This is a genomic window from Pseudohaliea sp. (assembly GCF_054552115.1).
Genome location: NZ_JBTOLW010000002.1, coordinates 174,629 through 193,255 on the forward strand (window position 1 = coordinate 174,629; position 18,627 = coordinate 193,255).

General features: G+C 68.4%; 13 protein-coding genes and 3 tRNA genes. 6 read left to right on the forward strand and 10 right to left on the reverse strand.

Annotated features, from left to right (window positions below):
• Positions 1 to 53: 53 nt before the first annotated feature.
• The 9 genes from ACX93N_RS02075 to ACX93N_RS02115 form a co-directional block, all read right to left on the reverse strand.
• Positions 54 to 2,792, reverse strand: a complete 2,739-nt coding sequence (locus tag ACX93N_RS02075) for a phosphoenolpyruvate carboxylase (RefSeq protein WP_459426725.1) — start codon at positions 2,790 to 2,792, stop codon at positions 54 to 56.
• Positions 2,793 to 2,884: 92 nt separating this feature from the next.
• The gene (locus tag ACX93N_RS02080; protein WP_459426726.1) at positions 2,885 to 3,487 is read right to left on the reverse strand and encodes a hypothetical protein; all 603 of its coding nucleotides are present in this window, start codon (positions 3,485 to 3,487) and stop codon (positions 2,885 to 2,887) included.
• Positions 3,488 to 3,814: 327 nt separating this feature from the next.
• Positions 3,815 to 4,387, reverse strand: coding sequence for a gamma-glutamylcyclotransferase (locus ACX93N_RS02085; RefSeq protein ID WP_459426727.1), 573 nt, complete (start codon positions 4,385 to 4,387; stop codon positions 3,815 to 3,817).
• Between the two features lie 8 nt (positions 4,388 to 4,395).
• Positions 4,396 to 4,683: a sll1863 family stress response protein gene (locus ACX93N_RS02090; protein ID WP_459426728.1), complete on the reverse strand. Its 288-nt coding sequence runs from the start codon at positions 4,681 to 4,683 to the stop codon at positions 4,396 to 4,398.
• A 58-nt stretch (positions 4,684 to 4,741) separates the two neighbouring features.
• Positions 4,742 to 4,818: transfer RNA gene (locus ACX93N_RS02095), tRNA-Arg, on the reverse strand.
• 76 nt (positions 4,819 to 4,894) lie between these two features.
• Positions 4,895 to 4,970 (reverse strand) — tRNA-His (locus ACX93N_RS02100).
• 59 nt (positions 4,971 to 5,029) lie between these two features.
• Positions 5,030 to 5,106 (reverse strand) — tRNA-Pro (locus ACX93N_RS02105).
• 138 nt (positions 5,107 to 5,244) lie between these two features.
• The gene (cysS, locus tag ACX93N_RS02110; protein ID WP_459426729.1) at positions 5,245 to 6,624 is read right to left on the reverse strand and encodes a cysteine--tRNA ligase; all 1,380 of its coding nucleotides are present in this window, start codon (positions 6,622 to 6,624) and stop codon (positions 5,245 to 5,247) included.
• A complete protein-coding gene (locus ACX93N_RS02115) occupies positions 6,621 to 8,294 on the reverse strand; it encodes a glutamine--tRNA ligase/YqeY domain fusion protein (protein ID WP_459426730.1) in 1,674 nt (557 codons plus the stop codon). Before ACX93N_RS02115 ends, cysS begins: the two co-directional genes overlap by 4 nt.
• A 195-nt stretch (positions 8,295 to 8,489) precedes the next feature.
• On the opposite strand from ACX93N_RS02115, the gene ACX93N_RS02120 reads away from it, so the two are divergent.
• Entirely contained in the window at positions 8,490 to 8,990 is a 501-nt protein-coding gene (locus tag ACX93N_RS02120) for a peptidylprolyl isomerase (RefSeq protein WP_459426731.1), read from the forward strand.
• Positions 8,991 to 9,016: 26 nt separating this feature from the next.
• Here ACX93N_RS02120 and ACX93N_RS02125 read toward each other — a convergent pair whose 3' ends face one another.
• Complete coding sequence (locus tag ACX93N_RS02125) at positions 9,017 to 9,682, reverse strand: MiaE family protein (RefSeq protein ID WP_459426732.1); 666 nt, start codon at positions 9,680 to 9,682, stop codon at positions 9,017 to 9,019.
• 228 nt (positions 9,683 to 9,910) lie between these two features.
• Here ACX93N_RS02125 and acnB point away from each other — a divergent pair, with 228 nt between their 5' ends.
• The 5 genes from acnB (at position 9,911) to ACX93N_RS02150 (ending at position 18,624) form a co-directional block, all read left to right on the forward strand.
• Complete coding sequence (gene acnB, locus ACX93N_RS02130; RefSeq protein ID WP_459426733.1) at positions 9,911 to 12,523, forward strand: bifunctional aconitate hydratase 2/2-methylisocitrate dehydratase; 2,613 nt, start codon at positions 9,911 to 9,913, stop codon at positions 12,521 to 12,523.
• A gap of 116 nt (positions 12,524 to 12,639) precedes the next feature.
• Positions 12,640 to 15,378 (forward strand): cation-translocating P-type ATPase, encoded by a 2,739-nt coding sequence (locus ACX93N_RS02135; RefSeq protein WP_459426796.1) that lies wholly within the window; start codon positions 12,640 to 12,642, stop codon positions 15,376 to 15,378.
• Positions 15,375 to 16,349, forward strand: a complete 975-nt coding sequence (locus ACX93N_RS02140) for a universal stress protein (RefSeq protein ID WP_459426734.1) — start codon at positions 15,375 to 15,377, stop codon at positions 16,347 to 16,349. The genes ACX93N_RS02135 and ACX93N_RS02140 overlap by 4 nt, the downstream gene beginning before the upstream one ends.
• Positions 16,342 to 18,066 (forward strand): cation:proton antiporter, encoded by a 1,725-nt coding sequence (locus ACX93N_RS02145; RefSeq protein WP_459426735.1) that lies wholly within the window; start codon positions 16,342 to 16,344, stop codon positions 18,064 to 18,066. Before ACX93N_RS02140 ends, ACX93N_RS02145 begins: the two co-directional genes overlap by 8 nt.
• A 123-nt stretch (positions 18,067 to 18,189) precedes the next feature.
• Positions 18,190 to 18,624, forward strand: coding sequence for a hypothetical protein (locus ACX93N_RS02150; protein ID WP_459426736.1), 435 nt, complete (start codon positions 18,190 to 18,192; stop codon positions 18,622 to 18,624).
• Positions 18,625 to 18,627 lie beyond the last annotated feature (3 nt).

Sequence of the window (18,627 nt, forward strand, 5' to 3'; positions counted from 1 at the left end):
GCCGCGGCGACGACAAGAACCCTGCGCTGGGGCCGTGACACTGCGGAGCGGCCCTAGCCGGTAACGCCCAGTCCGGCAGCGATGGCGTTCACGCTCAGGAGCAGTTCCGGCAGCAGCGCCTCCGCGCCGGCCTCGTCACCCGCTTCCCGCAGGCCCCGCCAATGACCGAGCAGACTCACCTGGTGCTCGTGCAAGGGCGCAAGGGCCTCATCGCGCCGGGCAAGCACCCGGTGGATGCGCGGCCGGGCGTCGGCGAGCGACCCGCCGTAGATCCGCTCGAGCATCCTGCCGGTGCGCTCATGCTCCTCCTCGATCACTGACAGCAGCGCCTCGCGACGGTCTTCATCCACCACGAGCGCGGCATAGCGGCGCATCACCGACCGCGAGACCATCATCCAGGCGGTAGCGACGTTGCTGATGAGATAGTGCAGCGGCGGCCAGCGGTCGGCAGTCTCGGCCTTGGCCGCCAGGAACTGCTCGAAGGCAGCCGGGTCTGTCACCGCCAGTTCCTCGAGGGCGCTGCCCAGGCCATACCAGCCCGGCAGCACGAAGCGCGACTGGTTCCAGGCAAACACCCAGGGAATGGCGCGCAGATCCGCCAGCGTGCGCCGGCCGGTGCGCCGGGGCGGGCGGGAGCCGTGGCGGCTGGCCTCGATGATGTCGATGGGGGTGGCTTCACCAAAGAAGTCGATGAAGCCCTCGTGCTCGATGAGGCCGCGATAGGCGCGGCGGCTGCTCGCCGCGAGCCGGTCCATGATCGGGCCGAGCAACGGCGGGTCCTGGCGCCCCCCCAGATCGAAGGCCGTGGCCGCGAGCGCACCGGCCGCCAGCAGCTCGAAATGATGGGAGGCCGTGCCGCGGTTGGCATACTTCTGGGAGATGGTTTCGCCCTGCTCCGTCACCCGCAGCCCGCCGTTGACCGTCCCCGGGGGCAGCGCCCGGATGAACCGGTGCGTCGGCCCGGCACCGCGGCCGATCGTGCCACCACGCCCGTGAAAGAAGCACAGCTGCACACCGTGGCGCGAGCCGACCTCGGCGAGCGCGCGCTGCGCGCGGTAAAGACCCCAGAAGCTGGCGAGGATCCCGCCATCCTTGCCGGAGTCGCTGTAGCCGACCATCACCTGCTGCTGTGGCATGGGCAGGCCGTCACGCTGCTGGCGCAGGCGCAGGCTGCGCCGGACAAGCGGGTGAGCAAGATAATCGTCCAGGATCACCGGGGCCCGCTCGAGGTCATCGATGGTCTCGAACAGCGGCACGACTTCCAGGGGGCACGCCGGCCCGTCCCCGGCCGGCTGCAGCAGTCCGCCATCGCGGGCCAGCAGGTAGACCGCCAGCAGGTCTTCGGCGCTGCGGGTCATACTCACGATCAGCGCCCCGAGGCCATCGGCGCCACGCTGTGTCAGCTCCGCCGCGAGCACTTCGTAGCAGCCCAGCACTGCCTCGGCCTCGCCCGGTGGCGCCTGGCCCACGCGCACGAAAGGACGTGTGGTCCCGAGCTCACGGTCGAGGAGCGCTCGGCGCTGAGCCGGCGGCCAGCTGGCATAGCCGTCGCCATCAGCGACGCCTGCGGCCGCCAGCAGCGCCGCCAGCGCGCGGTCGTGGAAGGCGCTGTTCTGGCGCACGTCGAGCCGCGCCAGGTGAAAGCCGAAACTGCGGACCAGCAGGCGCACCGGCTCCACGTCCGCTGCCACCAGGCGGCCGGCACCCACCATCGCCAGGGCGCCGCCGAGTTCGTCAAGGGCCCGGTCCAGCTCTGCCGCACGTTCGAAGACACCGGCGCCGGGGGCGCCATCGGGCGCGGGGAGGGCCGCGCGCAGCAGGTTGACAAACTGGCGCCAGGGCTCCTGCCGGTTGCGCTCGACCGCGGCGCGGCCTTTCTCACCCAGGGCGCCTGCGCGCTCCTCGATCGCCGCCAGGAGTGCTGGCGGAGGCGCCTGGCGATGCACGGAGAGGCTGAGCCCTGAGGCCAGCCGCGCGAGTGCCGCGTCGACCAGTGCGATCGCCGCCTCGCGGTGCCGGTCCAGCGTATCCCGGGTGATCGCCGCGGTAACCCCGGGGTGGCCATCGCGATCACCCCCGACCCAGCTGCCGAAGGCGAACTGCGGCAGCCCCGCGGGCCCGGCGATCAGCGACCGGTCGAGACCCACCGCGTCCCAGGCCTGGCGCAGGCGCTGGCTGAACGCGGTGAGGGCGTCCGGAAACACGACGGCGAGGAAGTGGAGCACCAGGCGGCGTTCAGCCTCGAGGCGCGGCTTCTCGAGATAGATCTCACCGGTCCGCCACAGCCGCTCGAGCGCGGCGTCCATCGCTGCGTCGAGGTCCGCGCGCTCCGCCGGCGTCCACATGCTGTTCTCCCGCTCCACCAGCAAGCGATAGAGAACGCGGTGGTGCTCCAGTACCGTCTGCCGCTTGGCCTCCGTGGGGTGGGCCGTCAACACCGGTTCCAGCCGGAGGCTGCGCAACTGCGCCGCCAGCTGCTCCGGGCTGACACCGCGGGCCAGCGCCTGGCTGAACGCCTGCTCCCAGGACCCGGACTCGCCGGCCTTCTCTCCGGCCCGGGCCGTGGCCCGGCGCTGCTGCGCCACGGAGTTTTCCTCCGCGTGGTTGAGCAGCTGGAAGGCGATTGAGAAGGCCTGCAGGTCATTCGCCCCGAAGCCTGCCGGCCCGGCGTCTGCATGCTGCCAGGGCAACCGCGCCGCCACCTCTGGTTCGCCGAGGTCGCGCAGTACCCGCGCCAGCGACGCCATCAGCCGGCCGAGGGTGTCGGCACCGAGCTCATTACGTAGGTCCATCGTAGTACCACCGGTAAACAGGGATTCCGCCAACCCGGAAGATAGCAGGCCCGCGACGGTTTGCACGCGGGCACCCGCGGCGGGCGCGCGGGTCAGGAGCGGCGCCGCGAGGCGTGCGAACCGCGACCGCTGCGCGAGTTGCCGCCGCGGGATCGCCCGGAGCCGGTGCTGCTGCCGGAATGGTGCCGGCGCGTCCGACCGGCGCTGCCTGCGGCGCCGCGGCTCCCGGATCCCTGGCGGGCAGCGGCGGAAGGCGCCGCGGACGCGGCGTGCAGCGCACGGGTCGCCTCCAGGACCTTGCGCCGCCGCGAACGCGCGCGCCTGCCGACGATCGGGACGTGCCGCCGGGAACGAGCCGCCCGGGCATAGCGCTTGCGGCGCCGGTACTGCAGCGCGTAGACGCCGAGTAATACGACGAGCACCAGCGAAAAGACGACCGACCTCGCCGATAGCTCGCGGCCCGGGGCAGCGGGGGCGATGTCGATCGGCTCGATCCCTACGCCGCGGTAGACCATGGTGGAATCGAAGGCGTCGCGGAACACCGGCAACGGAGGCAGCGCCGTGCCGGCGCCCGCCAACGGATCCCGGTACGCATCGCTCGGGCCGGCACCGGCGGGGGACTGCCAGCTACCGGCTGCGCCGGGGAAGGGCTGTACGAGGGCGGATACCGGGTCCCGGGCACCGGGCCACAGCACCGAGGTCTCGTACAGCCTCGGGGGCAGCGGCTCCGCGGGCCCCGGGGTATGGATGACCGGCGACCCCGGAGCGAGCGGCACGCAGGCCACGCCGGCGAGCAGTACCGCAACGCGGGCGCCAAACGGGATCCCCTCTCTCTCACCATGCGTCGCGCTCCTGTCGGCCGGCTGGTTCCGGAAGTGTCGGCCAGCCTCGGCGGAAGAACAACCGGGGACGGGGCCAGTCCCGTCCCGGCGTCTACCAACTGGTCCGCTGCGCTGAGCGCGATGCTGGCGATTCATGCCCTGCGCCGGTGCCCGGTGTAGGGCATTCCGCCAGGAGGACGCTCAGCCGTGCTCTGCCGGGCGGCGCGTCGCCCCCAGCACCGCATCGACGCGAAGGGCCAGTTCGTGGACGTGGGGGTCATGGCTACCGAGGGCGCGCAGAGCGCGGGCCAGTTCGAAGAGGTAATCCCGGTTGCTGCCGCTGGGGCCGCGCGCCTGCGCGATGTGGGCCGCGAGTTCCGCCAGCGGCGCAGAACCGAGGAAAGCCGGGTTGTCTGCGGTGGCGACGTAGATGAGCCCGGGAACCGGTTCGGCCGCGCCGTCGAGGGTGATGGCCAGCCGGTGCCGCACGTAGCCGTTCTTCTCGCGATGATCCAGGTGGTCGAAAACGGCGGGATCGACCCGGTAGGCCACACCGCGACACAGGGCTCCGGGGGCCTCGATGAGCGTCACCACCCGTCCGGGCGCCTGTGGCGTCCCGCGGTGGTCGTGGGACCCCTGCCAGAAGCGGCGCTCCCAGCCCTCGATGCTCGCCGGCCGTCGGTCCAGGTAGGGAAAATCCACCTTGTAGATCAACGAACCGTAGCCGAAGACCCAGGCCGACCCATCGCCGGGGGCGACGGGTCCTTCAGCCACCACGCCTTTCAGCGAAAGTGCGAGCGGAAGTAGTGGACGGAATTGCGCAGCGCTTTCAGGGCATGCTCGGCCTCTCCCCTCATGCGCTCCCAGTTGTCCTCACCCGCCTGCTTGAGTGACTCCAAGCGGGCATAGAACTGCTCGCGTTGCTCCTCGACGCGTGCGCGTTGCTTCCCGAGTTCCTCCTCGACCTCGCCGGACGTTTCCCGTGCGCGGGCCTCAAGGTCATCGATTTCGCTGTTCAGCGCGTCGATCTGGTCTTTCAGCTTCTGGACGAATTCATCGCGGGATGTCATGGCAGGCTCCTGTCGTCTGGCGTGCTACGAGCCTAGCACAAAGCGGAGGATGCATGATTGGCGCGCCCACGAGGACTCGAACCCCGGACCGTCGGCTTAGAAGGCCGATGCTCTATCCAGCTGAGCTATAGGCGCGTGGGGAGGATTTTACCGGGAAACACGTTCCCGCGGGAACGTGTCGTGCGGCAGGGAACAACTGCGAAGGTTTAGATGGGGTGGCCGATGGGTCTCGAACCCACTACCTCCGGAGCCACAATCCGGTGCTCTACCTGGTGAGCTACGGCCACCATAGACAGGTTCTCGATAGACGCGGTGACCAACTGAACTGACTGTGGCGTCGATGAGTTGGTCGGGGCAGAGAGATTCGAACTCCCGACTTCCTGCTCCCAAAGCAGGCGCGCTACCAGGCTGCGCTATACCCCGAAAGAGCGTTGACCCTCATGGAGCCTTGCGCGCTGTCGCCCCGGAACCCGTTTTCAGGCCCGCGCATCCTACTCAGCGGCCCCGGGGAAGTCAACGCGATTCGGCCAAGTATACCCCGTTTTGCCGCCGCGCCCAGCGTCAGTCCTCGCGGCGCCAGAGCGTTCCTTCCGGCGTATCCTCGAGCACGACGCCGGCGGCCGCCAGCTCATCGCGAATGGCGTCGGCGCGGGTGAAGTTGCGGTTTTTCTTGGCCTCGCTGCGCTCGGCCACCAGCGCATCGATGGCGTCGCTGTCGAGGCCGCCCACGCCGCCCGAGCCCTTGAGCCACGCCTCCGGTGCCTGGGCGAGAATGCCAAGGAAACGGCCCGCTGCCAGCAGGCGCGCCTTGTGCCGCGGCTGCTCCGCTGCGGGCGCCTTGTGCAACGCCTTGGCGATGGCGTGCATCTCCGCCAGCACCTGCGGCGTGTTGAGGTCGTCGCAGAGCGCGGCGTAGAACGGCTCGTCTTCGATGACAACCTCGGCGTCCGCCGCGTCCCGCACCCCGCGGAGCGTGTTGTAGAACCCGGTCAGCGTGTGCTGCGCCTGCTCGAGCAGCTCGCGCGAGAAGTTGAGCGGCGAGCGGTAGTGCCCGGAGAGCAACGCCAGGCGCAGGGTCTCGCCCGGATACTCGGCGAGCAGCTCGCGCACCGAACGCACGTTGCCGAGGGACTTGGACATCTTCTCCCCGTCGATATCGAGGTAGGCATTGTGCATCCAGAAGCGCACGAATTCGCCGCCGTAGGCACAGCAGCTCTGCGCGATCTCGTTCTCGTGGTGCGGGAAAATGAGATCCCGGCCGCCACCGTGGATATCGATGGTCTCGCCGAGGTGCTCGCGGATCATCGCCGAGCACTCCAGGTGCCAACCCGGCCGGCAGCGGCCCCAGGGCGTGTCCCAGCCCGGGTCCTCTTCGCTGGAGGGCTTCCAGAGCACGAAGTCCCCGGGGTGGCGCTTGTAGTCGGCCACCTCCACCCGGGCGCCGGCCAGCATGTCTTCCAGGCGGCGCCCGGACAGGCGCCCGTAACCCGCCATGGATTCGACCGCAAAGAGCACGTGACCATCCGCCGTGTACGCGTGGCCCTTCTCCACCAGCCGTTCCGTGAGCCGGACCATGGCGTCGATGTTCTCGGTGGCATGGGGCTCGAGCGTCGGCGGCAGGGCGCCGAGCTGTGCCATGTCCTCGCGGTACTTGGCCGTGAACTCGTCCGTCACCTCGCCGATGGAGCGGCCGCCCTCGCGCGCAGCGGCGATGATCTTGTCGTCGATGTCCGTGATGTTGCGGGCATAGGTCACGCTGGCATAGCGGTGCCGCAGGAGCCGGAAGAGCGTGTCGAAGACGACCACCGGGCGCGCATTGCCGATGTGCGCGAGGTTGTAGACCGTGGGACCGCAGACATACATCGTGACGGCGCCGGGCACGCGCGGTTCGAAGCGTTCCTTCCGGCCCGTCGCGGTGTTATAGAGCGCAAGCTGCGTCATGCGCCCTGCCCCTCGCCACCGCCCCAGCTGTCGCGCAGGCCGATGGTCTCATTGAAGAGCGCTGCCCCCGGTACGTGGCCATGACGGTCCGTCACGAAATAGCCGAGGCGCTCGAACTGGAAACGCGCCTCGGGCGCGGCGTCCGCGGCCGCAGGCTCGACCAGCGCTTCCCCGAGCACCACGAGAGACTCGGGGTTCAGGTGCTGCAGGAAATCCTCGTCCCGGTCCGGCGAGGGGTGGGCGAACAGCCGGTCGTAACGGCGCACCGTGGCCCTGCGCGCCGTCGCCGCATGCAGCCACTGGATCACGCCCTTGGGCTTGATGCCGTCCGCCGGGTCCTCTCCGAGGGTGCCCGGGACCAACTCGGCATAGACGGTGCTAATGCGCCCGCCCTCATTCTTGTCGACCCCCGTGGCCTCGATAACGTAGGCACCGCGCAGCCGTACCCGCTTGCCCAGCACCAGCCGCTTGTACTTCTTATTCGCGCTCTCGCGGAAGTCGTCCGCCTCGATGAACAGCTCCCGTCCGAAGGTGAGTTCCCGGCTGCCGAGGTCGACGCGGCTCGGGTGCCGCGGCAGCGTCAGCGTCTCGCTCTGGCCCTCCGGGTAGTTGGTCAGCACCACGCGCAGGGGCTCGAGCACGCAAAAGGCCCGCGGGGCATTCGCATTCAGGTCGTCGCGGATCGCGTGCTCGAGCATGGCCACATCGGCGACGCCGTTGGCCCGGGAGGTACCGACCATCTCGCAGAAACGGCGGATGGCGGCCGGGGTAAAGCCCCGGCGTCGCATGCCTGCGATGGTCGGCATGCGCGGATCATCCCAACCGTCGACGTAGCCGCCGTCGACGAGGAGCTTGAGCTTGCGCTTGCTGGTGACCGTGTAGCTCGTGTTCAGGCGCGCGAACTCGTACTGCCGCGGGCGGCAGTCCACCGGCAGATTGTCGATGAACCAGTCGTAGAGCGGGCGGTGGTCCTCGAACTCCAGGGTGCAGATGGAGTGCGTGACGCCCTCGATGGCGTCTTCCTGGCCGTGCGCGAAGTCATAGGTCGGGTAGATGCACCAGCGGTCGCCGGTCTGGTGATGTGACCGCTTGCGGATCCGGTAGAGGATCGGGTCGCGCAGGTTCATGTTCGGCGCGGCCATGTCGATCTTCGCGCGCAGCACGCGGCTGCCCTCGTCGAACTCGCCGGCGCGCATGCGTTCGAGGAGGTCGAGATTTTCCTCCACAGTCCGCTCCCGGCCGGGGCTGTTGCGCCCGGGCTCCGTGAGCGTGCCCCGGTACTCGCGGGCCTGGTCGGCATCGAGATCGCAGACGTAGGCCTTGCCCTCGCGCACGAGGTGCTGCGCCCAGGCGTAGAGTTGATCGAAGTAGCTGGAGGCAAAGCGCACGTCGCCGGCCCACTCGTAGCCCAGCCAGCGCACGTCCTCGCAGATCGCGTCGATGTACTCCTGGCTCTCCTTCTCCGGGTTGGTATCGTCGAAGCGCAGGTGACAGCGGCCGCCGAACTCCTCGGCGAGGCCGAAGTTCACGCTGATCGACTTGGCGTGGCCGATATGCAGGTAACCGTTCGGCTCCGGGGGGAAGCGGGTCACCACCTCGGCCACCCGGCCCTCGCGGAGGTCCTCCTCGATGATCGTGCGGAGAAAGTTTCTGGGAGCGGGCGTTTCCATGCGCGCGTCGGGTCCGGTCGCGGAAAAGGCGGCGCATTATACCGGCTGCGACCGCCCCCCGATAGCCGCGCTGCCCTGCCCCACGTCTCGCCATCCCTGTGCAAATTCTCACAATCGTCGCCGCCGCTGTTCTCTGTAACGTCCAAAGTCCGTATGATCGCGCGGCTTACAATGGCAGCAGGAGCTGGAAAAGACATGGTCACGATGCGAACCACCTTCGGCGAGATCAAGCTGGCCCTGGACGAGGAGCGTGCGCCGAAAACCGTCGCCAACTTCCTCGCCTACGCGCGGGCCGGCCATTACGACGGCACGATCTTCCACCGGGTGATCGACAACTTCATGGTGCAGGGCGGCGGCTTTGACACCAACATGCAGCAGAAACCCACCGGCGAACCGATCGAGAACGAGGCGGACAACGGCCTCAGCAACGATTACGGCACGATCGCCATGGCGCGCACCATGGAGCCTCACTCGGCGACGGCGCAGTTCTTCATCAACGTCAAGGACAACGACTTCCTCAACCACAGCGGCAAGAGCATGCAGGGCTGGGGCTACTGTGTCTTCGGCAAGGTGGTCGAAGGCAAGGAGGTGCTGGAGAAGATCCGCTCCGTGCCCACGACCTCCCGCGCAGGGCACCAGGACGTCCCGGTCGATACGGTCATCATTGAGTCAGTGACGGTCGAAGAGGACGCCTGACACGCCGTTTTGTCGCCCGGGGCTGGTCAGCCCCGCGGCGGCCCGCTGTGGAAGCGCAGTTCCCCGTCCGGCGCTTCGATGAGGGCCGCCTCGAGCGGCAGCAGCAGCGCCAGCCGCGCTTCGACCTCGCCGTCCTTCGCCAGGGAACGCGCCAGCCCCAGGTAGTCCTCGAAATGCCGCGCCTCGGAGCGCAGCAGCGAACCGTAAAAGGCCTCGAGCTCCGCATCCAGCAACGGCGCCAGCGCCGCGAAGCGCTCGCAGGAGCGCGCCTCGATGACAGCCCCCACCAGCAGCGTATCCACCAGCCGCCCCGGCTCCTCGCTGCGCACGCAGGCGCGCAGCTCCCGCGCGTAGCGCGATGCCGGCAGCGATGGGTAGGCCATGCCGCGCTGCTCCATGATCGCAATCACCTGCTCGAAGTGGCGAAGCTCCTCCCGCGCCAGGCGGGAAAGCTTGTGCAGCAGGGGATAGTGGTCTGTGTAGCGGTAGGCGAGGTTGAGCGCGGTGGCGGCCGCTTTCTTCTCGCAATTGGCGTGGTCCGCCAGCAGCAGCGCCAGGTTTTCCGGCGAGGATGCCGCTTCGAGCCACGCGGCGGGCGTTGCACAGGGCAGGAACCCGCGCAGCGCCACGAGGTCCGAGGCGAGGCGGTCCCCGTCCCGGCGACCTGTCGCGGCTGGCGTTCTCCCGGTCATGGTCGCTGTCGGTGGCGCGGTCATGGCGCAGGAGTGTAGCGGCAACGGCTGCCGGGGGACAGTGCCATTCCGCCGCATGTCCCGCCGCAGTTCCCCGTCGCATTCACTGGGGGAATAACATGCATAAGGGGCATTCGCTTAACCGGACAGGTGCGCTGGGCTATACTCTCGCGCCGGAAACGAGGCCGGTCCGATACCGGCGATGAGCAACCATCCGAGGACTCCACCGTGCTTGAAGCCTATCGCGAACACGTCGCCGAACGCGCCGCCCAGAACATCCCGCCGAAGCCCCTGAATGCGGAGCAGACCGCCGCCCTGGTGGAACTGCTGAAGGCCCCGCCGGCCGGCGAGGAGGAAGCTCTTCTCGAGCTGCTCGCCACGCGGGTTCCGCCGGGCGTCGACGAGGCCGCCTACGTGAAGGCCGGTTTCCTCTCCGCCATCGCCCGCGGCGGGGCCGAGTGCCCGCTCATCGATCGCCCCGGGGCCGTGCGGCTCCTCGGCGCCATGCACGGCGGCTACAACATCGAGACGCTGGTCGGCCTGCTCGAGGACGGTGAGCTGGGCGAGCTTGCCGCAGCCGAACTCAAGCACACGCTGCTCATGTTCGACGCATTCCACGACGTCGACGAACTGGCGAAGGGCGGCAACGCCAACGCCCGCGCCGTGCTCGAGAGCTGGGCCGAGGGCGAGTGGTTCACGTCGCGGGAGGCCGTGGCGGAATCGATCAAGGTGGCCGTCTTCAAGGTGACCGGTGAAACGAACACCGACGACCTCTCGCCGGCCCCCGACGCCTGGTCCCGTCCCGATATCCCCCTGCACGCCCTGGCCATGTACAAGATGGCCCGCGACGGCTTGAGCCCCGATGAACCGGGCAAGGTCGGTCCCATGCAGCAGATCGATGAGATCAAGGCCAAAGGGCTGCCCGTGGCCTTCGTGGGCGACGTGGTCGGCACGGGCTCCTCGCGGAAGTCCGCCACCAACTCCGTGCTCTGGTTCTTCGGCGACGACATCCCCGGCGTACCGAACAAGAAGGGCGGCGGCATCTGCATCGGCGGCAAGGTCGCACCGATCTTCTACAACACCATGGAAGATGCCGGCGCCCTGGTCTTCGAGGCCCCGGTGGACGACCTCGCCATGGGCGATGTCATCGAGATCCGCCCCTATGACGGCAAAATTCTCAGTGAGAATGGTGCCTTGCTGAGCGAATTTGAACTGAAATCGCAGGTCCTGCTCGACGAAGTACGGGCCGGTGGCCGGATCAACCTGATCATCGGCCGCGGTCTGACGACCCGCGCGCGGGAGGCGCTGGGCCTGCCCGAGTCCGACCTGTTCCGCAAGCCGGAACAGCCCGCCGACTCCGGCAAGGGCTATACCCTCGCCCAGAAGATGGTCGGGGCCGCCTGCGGCATGGCCGGCGTCCGCCCGGGCACCTACTGTGAGCCGCGCATGACCACCGTGGGCTCACAGGACACCACCGGCCCCATGACCCGGGACGAGCTCAAGGACCTCGCCTGTCTCGGCTTCTCCGCCGACCTGACCATGCAGTCCTTCTGCCACACGGCGGCCTACCCCAAGCCCGTGGACATCGATACGCAGCACACGCTGCCGGACTTCATCATGACCCGCGGCGGTGTCAGCCTGCGCCCGGGTGACGGCATCATCCACTCCTGGCTGAACCGCATGCTGCTCCCGGATACCGTGGGCACCGGCGGCGATTCGCACACCCGCTTCCCGATCGGCATTTCCTTCCCGGCCGGCTCCGGCCTGGTCGCCTTCGCCGCCGCTACGGGCGTTATGCCCCTGGACATGCCGGAATCGGTGCTGGTGCGCTTCAAGGGCAAACTGCAGCCGGGCATCACGCTGCGCGACCTGGTGCACGCGATCCCCTACTACGCCATCCAGGAAGGGCTCCTCACCGTCGAGAAGAAGGGCAAGAAGAACATCTTCTCCGGCCGTATCCTGGAGATCGAGGGGCTGCCGGAGCTGACCGTGGAGCAGGCCTTCGAGCTGTCCGACGCCTCGGCCGAGCGCTCCGCCGCGGGCTGTACCATCGCCCTCGGCGAAGAGACCATCGCCGAGTACCTGCGCAGCAACATCGTGCTCCTGCGCGCGATGATCGCCGAGGGCTACGGCGACCCGCGCACCCTCGCCCGCCGCGCCGAGAAGATGGAGGAATGGCTGGCGAAGCCGAGCCTGATGAAAGCCGACGCCGACGCCGAGTACGCGGCGGTGATCGAGATCGACCTCGCCGAGGTGAAAGAGCCCATCGTCTGCGCCCCCAACGACCCGGACGACGCGCGCCTGCTTTCCGAGGTGGCCGGCGACAAGGTGGACGAGGTGTTCATCGGCAGCTGCATGACCAACATCGGCCACTTCCGCGCCGCCGGCAAGCTGCTGGATGCGCACAAGGGCAGCCTGGCCACGCGGCTGTGGATCTCACCGCCCACGCGCATGGATCAGCACCAGCTCATGGAAGAAGGCTACTACAACATCTTCGGTGCCGCCGGCGCGCGCACGGAGATGCCCGGCTGCTCCCTGTGCATGGGCAACCAGGCCCGGGTCGCGGCGAACTCCACGGTGCTCTCGACCAGCACCCGCAACTTCCCGAACCGACTGGGCGACGGCGCCAACGTGTACCTGACCAGCGCCGAGCTCGCCGCCGTGGGCGCCGTCCTCGGCCGTCTGCCCGCGCCGGCGGAGTACCTGGACTATGCGAAGGACCTCGACAGCATGTCGAAGGACATCTACCGCTACATGAACTTCGACCAGATCGCCGAGTTCCAGCAGAAGGCGGACGAGGGCAAGCGCATCGCTGCGGTGGAGATCACCCAGGTCGCCTGACGCCACCCTATCCTGCGCCCTGCACGGGCGCAGGGGCCTGCTTCTCCCCCGGGCGGGCCTTGACGACGCCCGCCATTCCGCTAAGCTCGAATGCAAATGAATCTCATCTATTGTTCTTGACCCCCCCGGAGCCAGGCCCGTACATCGCGGATGCCGTTCCTTGGCATTCCGAAAGTGCCGCCCGTGTGGCGGCGTCCCTCGATTGCAATCCCGAAACCGGCCTTGGCACCGCGGACGCAGAAGACCGCCTGCGGCACCACGGTCCCAACGCCATACCGAGGCCCCCTCCCCCCGGTATTCTCGCCCGCCTGCTGCGCCAGTTCGATGACCTGTTGATCTACGTCCTTCTTGGGGCCGCGGGCGTCACCGCGCTGCTCGGGCACTTTGTCGATACGGGTGTCATCCTCGCCGTCGTGCTGGTCAACGCGCTGATCGGCTTCGTTCAGGAAGGCAAGGCAGAAAGCGCCCTGGCAGCCATCGGCGACATGCTTGCCCCCCGCGCCCGCGTGCTGCGCGCCGGCGAACGACGGGACCTGGCGGCCGATGCCGTCGTCCCGGGCGACGTGGTGCTGCTCGAGGCCGGTGACCGGGTGCCCGCCGACCTGCGCCTGGTCGACAGCCGCGGCCTGCGCATCGAGGAGTCCATGCTCACCGGCGAATCCGTCCCGGTGGAGAAAACGCCGGAAGCCGTTGCCGCCGAGGTAGACCTGGGTGATCGCCGCTCCATGGCCTACGCCGGCACACTCGTTCGTGGCGGCACGGGTCGCGGGCTGGTTGTCGCTACCGGCGCGGCCACCGAGCTGGGAAGGATCAGCGACATGCTTGCCGCCGTGCCTTCCACGGACACGCCCCTGGTACGCCAGATGGCGCGCTTCGCCCGGGCTCTCACGGGGTTCATCCTCGGGGTCTGCGCCCTGATCCTGCTGCTCGGCTACCTCGGCGGCCGGCCGCTCGGAGAGCTCTTCATGGCGCTGGTGGGGCTCTCCGTCGCGGCCATTCCCGAGGGCCTGCCAGCGATCCTCACCGTGACCCTTGCCATCGGCGTGCAGGGCATGGCCCAACGCAACACCATCGTGCGAAGGTTGCCGGCTATCGAGGCCCTGGGCACTGTCTCGGTAATCTGTTCCGACAAGACCGGCACGCTGACCCGCAACGAAATGGCCGTGGTGACCGTGGCGACGGCTGAAGACACCATCGAGGTCTCCGGCAGCGGCTACAGCCCTCACGGTATTTTCCGCTGCAACGGCAGAGACCTGGACCCGGTCTGCGCGCCGACGCTGCAGGCGATTGCCGAGGCCGGCGCGCTCTGCAACGAGGCGCATCTGTGGCTCGACGGGGAGCACTGGCAGATCAGCGGCGACCCCATGGAAGGCGCCCTGCTGGCCCTGGCGGGCAAGGCGGGGATCGACAGTGCGCTGGAACGTCGGCGGCAGCGGGAAGTCGACGCCATTCCCTTCGATGCCGACAACCGCTATATGGCAAGCCTCCGCCATGACCATGAAGGCCGCCATGTGATGCTGGTAAAAGGTGCGCCGGAGGTGCTGCTGCCGCGCTGCCGTCGCGTCCTTGCGGCCGACGGCAGCGAGCAGGCGCTGGAGCCCGGGTGCTGGCGGGCGCGCGCCGACGAGATCGCGGACGGAGGCCAGCGTGTGCTCGCCCTGGCGCGGCTGTCCCTGGCCGGGGAAACGACAGAACTGGAGAGCGACGCGATCGACAACCTGACCCTGCTCGGGCTGGTGGGCCTCATCGATCCGCCGCGGGAGGAGGCGATCCAGGCGGTACGGGAATGCCAGCAGGCGGGCATCCGCGTCAAGATGATTACCGGCGACCATTCCGGTACGGCCGTCGCCATCGCCCGCCAGCTGGGCCTCGCCCGCCCGGCCCCAGCCCTCAGCGGCACAGCTATCGACGCCCTCGATGACAAGGCCCTCGCCCGCGAGGCTGCAGCCACCGACGTCTTTGCGCGCACGAGCCCGGCTCACAAGCTGCGCCTGGTCGCGGCCCTGCAGCGCCAGGGCGAGGTTGTGGCCATGACCGGCGACGGCGTCAACGATGCCCCCGCCCTGCAGCGGGCGGATATCGGCATCGCCATGGGGGCCGGTGGCACCGACGCGGCACGGGACGCCGCCGAGATTGTGCTGGCTGACGACAATTTCGCGACCATCGCGGTTGCAGTCAGGGCAGGCCGGACCGTCTATGACAACCTGCGCAAGGCCATCGTGTTCCTGCTTCCTGTCAACGGCGGCGAGTCGCTCAGCCTGCTCGCTGCGCTGCTGCTGGGGCTAACCCTGCCGATCAGCCCCGTGCAGATTCTCTGGGTGAACATGGTTTCCTCGGTGCTGCTGGCCATGACACTGGCCTTCGAGGCCAGCGAGCGCGGCATCATGAGCAGACCCCCGAGACCGCCTTCAGAACCGCTGCTGAACGGGTTCGTACTCTGGCGTATTGCCTTCGTCTCCACGCTGTTCATGGCGGGAATTTTTGGCAAGTTCGCCTTTGCCCGCGCTCAGGGAGCCCCCCTGGAGGAGGCGCGAACGATCGCGGTCAACACGCTCGTGGTGATGGAAATCTTCTACCTTTTCGCCGTGCGCTACCTCGGCGAGGCGTCCCTGACGCTCCGCGGCGCCCTCGGCACCCGCCCGGTGCTGCTGGCCATCACTGCAGTGACATTGCTGCAGTTCCTGTTTACCTATGCGCCGTTCATGGCGCGGTTCTTCAACACGCGGCCGCTGTCTCTCAGCCAGGGAGTCGGCATCGTGCTGGTCGGCCTGGCTACCCTTATAATCCTGGAAGCTGAAAAATTCCTCGTGCGCCGGTTACACCACCGGCGGCCGGGGTCGGAGGACGAGCCATGAAGGAAGTGCGTCGCCTGCTCTGTGTCGTGCGAGAGACCGATGCGCAAGCGGCGGCACTCGTGCGCCATGCCGATACGCTCGCGCGCTCGCTACAGGCCGAGCTGACGCTACTGGATGTACTCCCTGAGCTGGATCCGGCACTGCGCCTGATTCCCCATGCGCCACCCTTTACGAAGCTGGGAGAACACCGCCGCACTGAGCGCCTCGAATCCCTGGACAAGCTGGCCCGTGAGGTCGGCGCGCAGGCGCCGAGGCTCCGCGTACGTGAGGGCATTTTCTTCGTCGAGGTCATTCGGGAGGTCGTGCAGACGTCACAGGATCTTCTCATCACCAATGCGGAAAAGGCGGTGGGGCTGCGCCGGTTCTTCAGCAACGAAGATTTGCGCCTGCTGCGCAAGTGCCCCTGCCCGATCTGGCTCCTCCGCCCGGAGCGGCCACCCCAGCCAAAGCGCATTCTGGTCGCGATGGATTGCGGGGTGGAATATGACGATACGCGCCTTGCCACCAATCGCGACCTCAACCGGACTCTCCTCCGGCATGCGCTTGAGCTCGGCACCGCCAGCCACGCCGACGTTCACCTTGTCCACGCCTGGCGCGCCCTCTCCGAGAGTTACGCCCGGACACTGCTCAGCGATGTCTCTGCGGAAGAGCAGGAGCAGTTCATCGGCGAGCTCCAGCACCTTCACGAGGAGAGCATGCGCAGCGTTCTCGCGGACGCAGCCCGGGAGGGCCTCGAGGAGGCCCTGTCTTTCGTGGGACCAAGCACCCATGTGATTCGCGGCGAGCCCCGGGAGGTGGTACCTGCCCTCGCGCGGGACCTTGATGTCGATCTTGTGGTCATGGGCACCATGGCGCGCACCGGCATCGCCGGTTTCTTCATGGGCAATACCGCCGAGGCGATCATCGACCAACTGCACTGCTCGCTCCTCGCCCTGAAGCCCGAAGGGTACGTGACGCCGATCGATGGCTGAGCTCACTGCCCTTCTCCACGCCTCCCCCTTCTACGAGCTGGCGGCGCTGCTCGCGCTCGCCGCCGCCGTGGCCTGCCTCGGCGGCCTGCTGCGCCAGCCCATCGTGGTCAGCTTCATTGCCGTGGGAATCCTCGCCGGGCCTTCGGGCCTGGACCTCGTGCACTCCCACGAACAGATCGAACTGCTGGCACAGCTCGGTATCGCGGTGCTCCTTTTCCTGGTCGGCCTCAAGCTGGACCTGCAACTGCTAAGGTCCCTTGGAGCCGTATCCCTGGCCACCGGGCTGGGCCAGGTCGCCTTTACCGCTGGCTTCGGTTTCCTGATCGCCATCGGCCTCGGCATGGCGGCCGTGCCCGCACTGTACGTGGCCGTCGCGCTCACTTTTTCGAGCACGATCATTATCGTCAAGCTGCTCTCGGACAAGCGCGAGCTGGACGCGCTCCATGGCCGTATCGCTGTCGGTTTCCTCATCGTCCAGGACGTGGTGGTGGTTTTCGCGATGCTCGCCCTGTCGTCCTTCGGCGTGGGGGCGGCGAGCGGCGCCGAGCCAGGCAGCGCGTTCCTCGGCATTGTCGTCAAGGCTTTCATCATGGGCGGCGCAGTGCTGCTCTTCGCCCGCTACGCGGCCGGGCCGGTGACGAAGCTGGTGGCACAGTCGCAGGAACTGCTGGTGACCTTCGCCATCGCCTGGGCGGTGCTGCTCGCAGCCCTCGGCAGTCACCTGGGCTTCAGCAAGGAGCTCGGCGGCCTGCTCGCGGGCGTGAGCCTGGCCTCAACGCCGGTGCGCGATGCCATGAGCGCGCGGCTGGCCACGTTGCGCGATTTCCTACTCCTGTTCTTCTTTATCGGCCTGGGCAGCCAGCTGCAGTTGGGCCTGCTCGGCGAGCAGCTGCTGCCGGCGCTGGTACTGTCCGTATTCGTGCTAGTCGGCAACCCGCTGATCGTGATGGCCATCCTGGGGCTGCTCGGCTACCGCAGCCGCACCGGCTTTCTCGCCGGGCTCACGGTGGCGCAGATCAGCGAGTTCTCGCTGATCTTCATGGCCATGGGCGTGACCCTCGGCCACGTTAGCCAGGGCGACCTGGGGCTGGTGACGCTGGTGGGGCTGGTGACCATCGCCCTGTCGGTATACATGATTACCTATTCGCACAGCCTCTACCGCTGGCTCGAGCGCTGGCTGCGCATCTTCGAGCGCAGCAACCCTTCCCGGGAAAGGGGCACCGCCCCGGTGGACACGGTGGCTGCCGACACCCTGCTCATCGGCCTCGGCCGCTTCGGCGACGCGATCTTCAAGCGGCTCCGCGAGGGCGGGCGCAACGTGCTTGCCGTGGACTTCAACCCTGCGCTGGTGGCCCGGGCCCGGGCCGCGGGGCTGCCCGTGCGCTACGGCGACGCCACGGACCCGGAGTTCCTCGCCCACCTGCCACTGGACCGGCTGGAGTGGGTGATCGCCGCCCTGCCCCACTACGAGACCGGCCTCACCCACGAGGATCCACGGCAGGTACTGCTGGCAACGCTCAAGGCCCAGGACTACCGCGGCAAGGTGGCCCTGTGCACCTATGACCCGACGGAGGCGGATACCCTGCGCGCATCCGGCGCCACGGTGGTGTTCAGCCCGCATGCGGACGCGGCGGCCTGCGCGGCGACCTTCGTGCTCGGGGAGGATGCGCCGCCGGACGCGGTTACCGCGGTCGAACGCCAGGCCCGGCGGCGTTAGCCCTGGGCTGCGCGGCAGCAGAAGCCCGGCCGCCCCGGCCCGAGGTGGTTCCCCCGAGCCCCGTCGCGCGCCCCCGCGCATACCGCTATACTGGCAACGCGCCCCACGCGGAGGCATCGCCAGATGCGTTACAGCTGTCACAAGGCCACCGCTTTCGCCTTCCTCCTCGCCGCCGGCACGGCCCTCGGGCAGGACGGCCGCGCCCCCACCTGTGATGACCTCGCCTGGTCCTCCGCCGCCCTCGCCGCGAATCCGGACATCGGCCTGCTCTGCCAGGGCGTCTACGTGAAGGGTGACACCTACTATGCCAAGGCGACGATCCGTATCACCCGGGTCGACGGCCAGCGCGTTACCTTCGTGCCCTACCGGCGCGACGGCAGCCTGGGCAAGGCGCGCAGCGTGTCCCTGGGGCGGGACTGGAAGGTCATGATAAACGGCGAGGCGCTCACGGCGAGCAACCTGGTGAAGGGCCAGGAGCTGACCGTCTTTATCCCCCAGGACCGCTTCGCGATCAGCATCGGCGGCCCGGATGCGGGGAAACTGCTGCCGATCGAGTAGCCC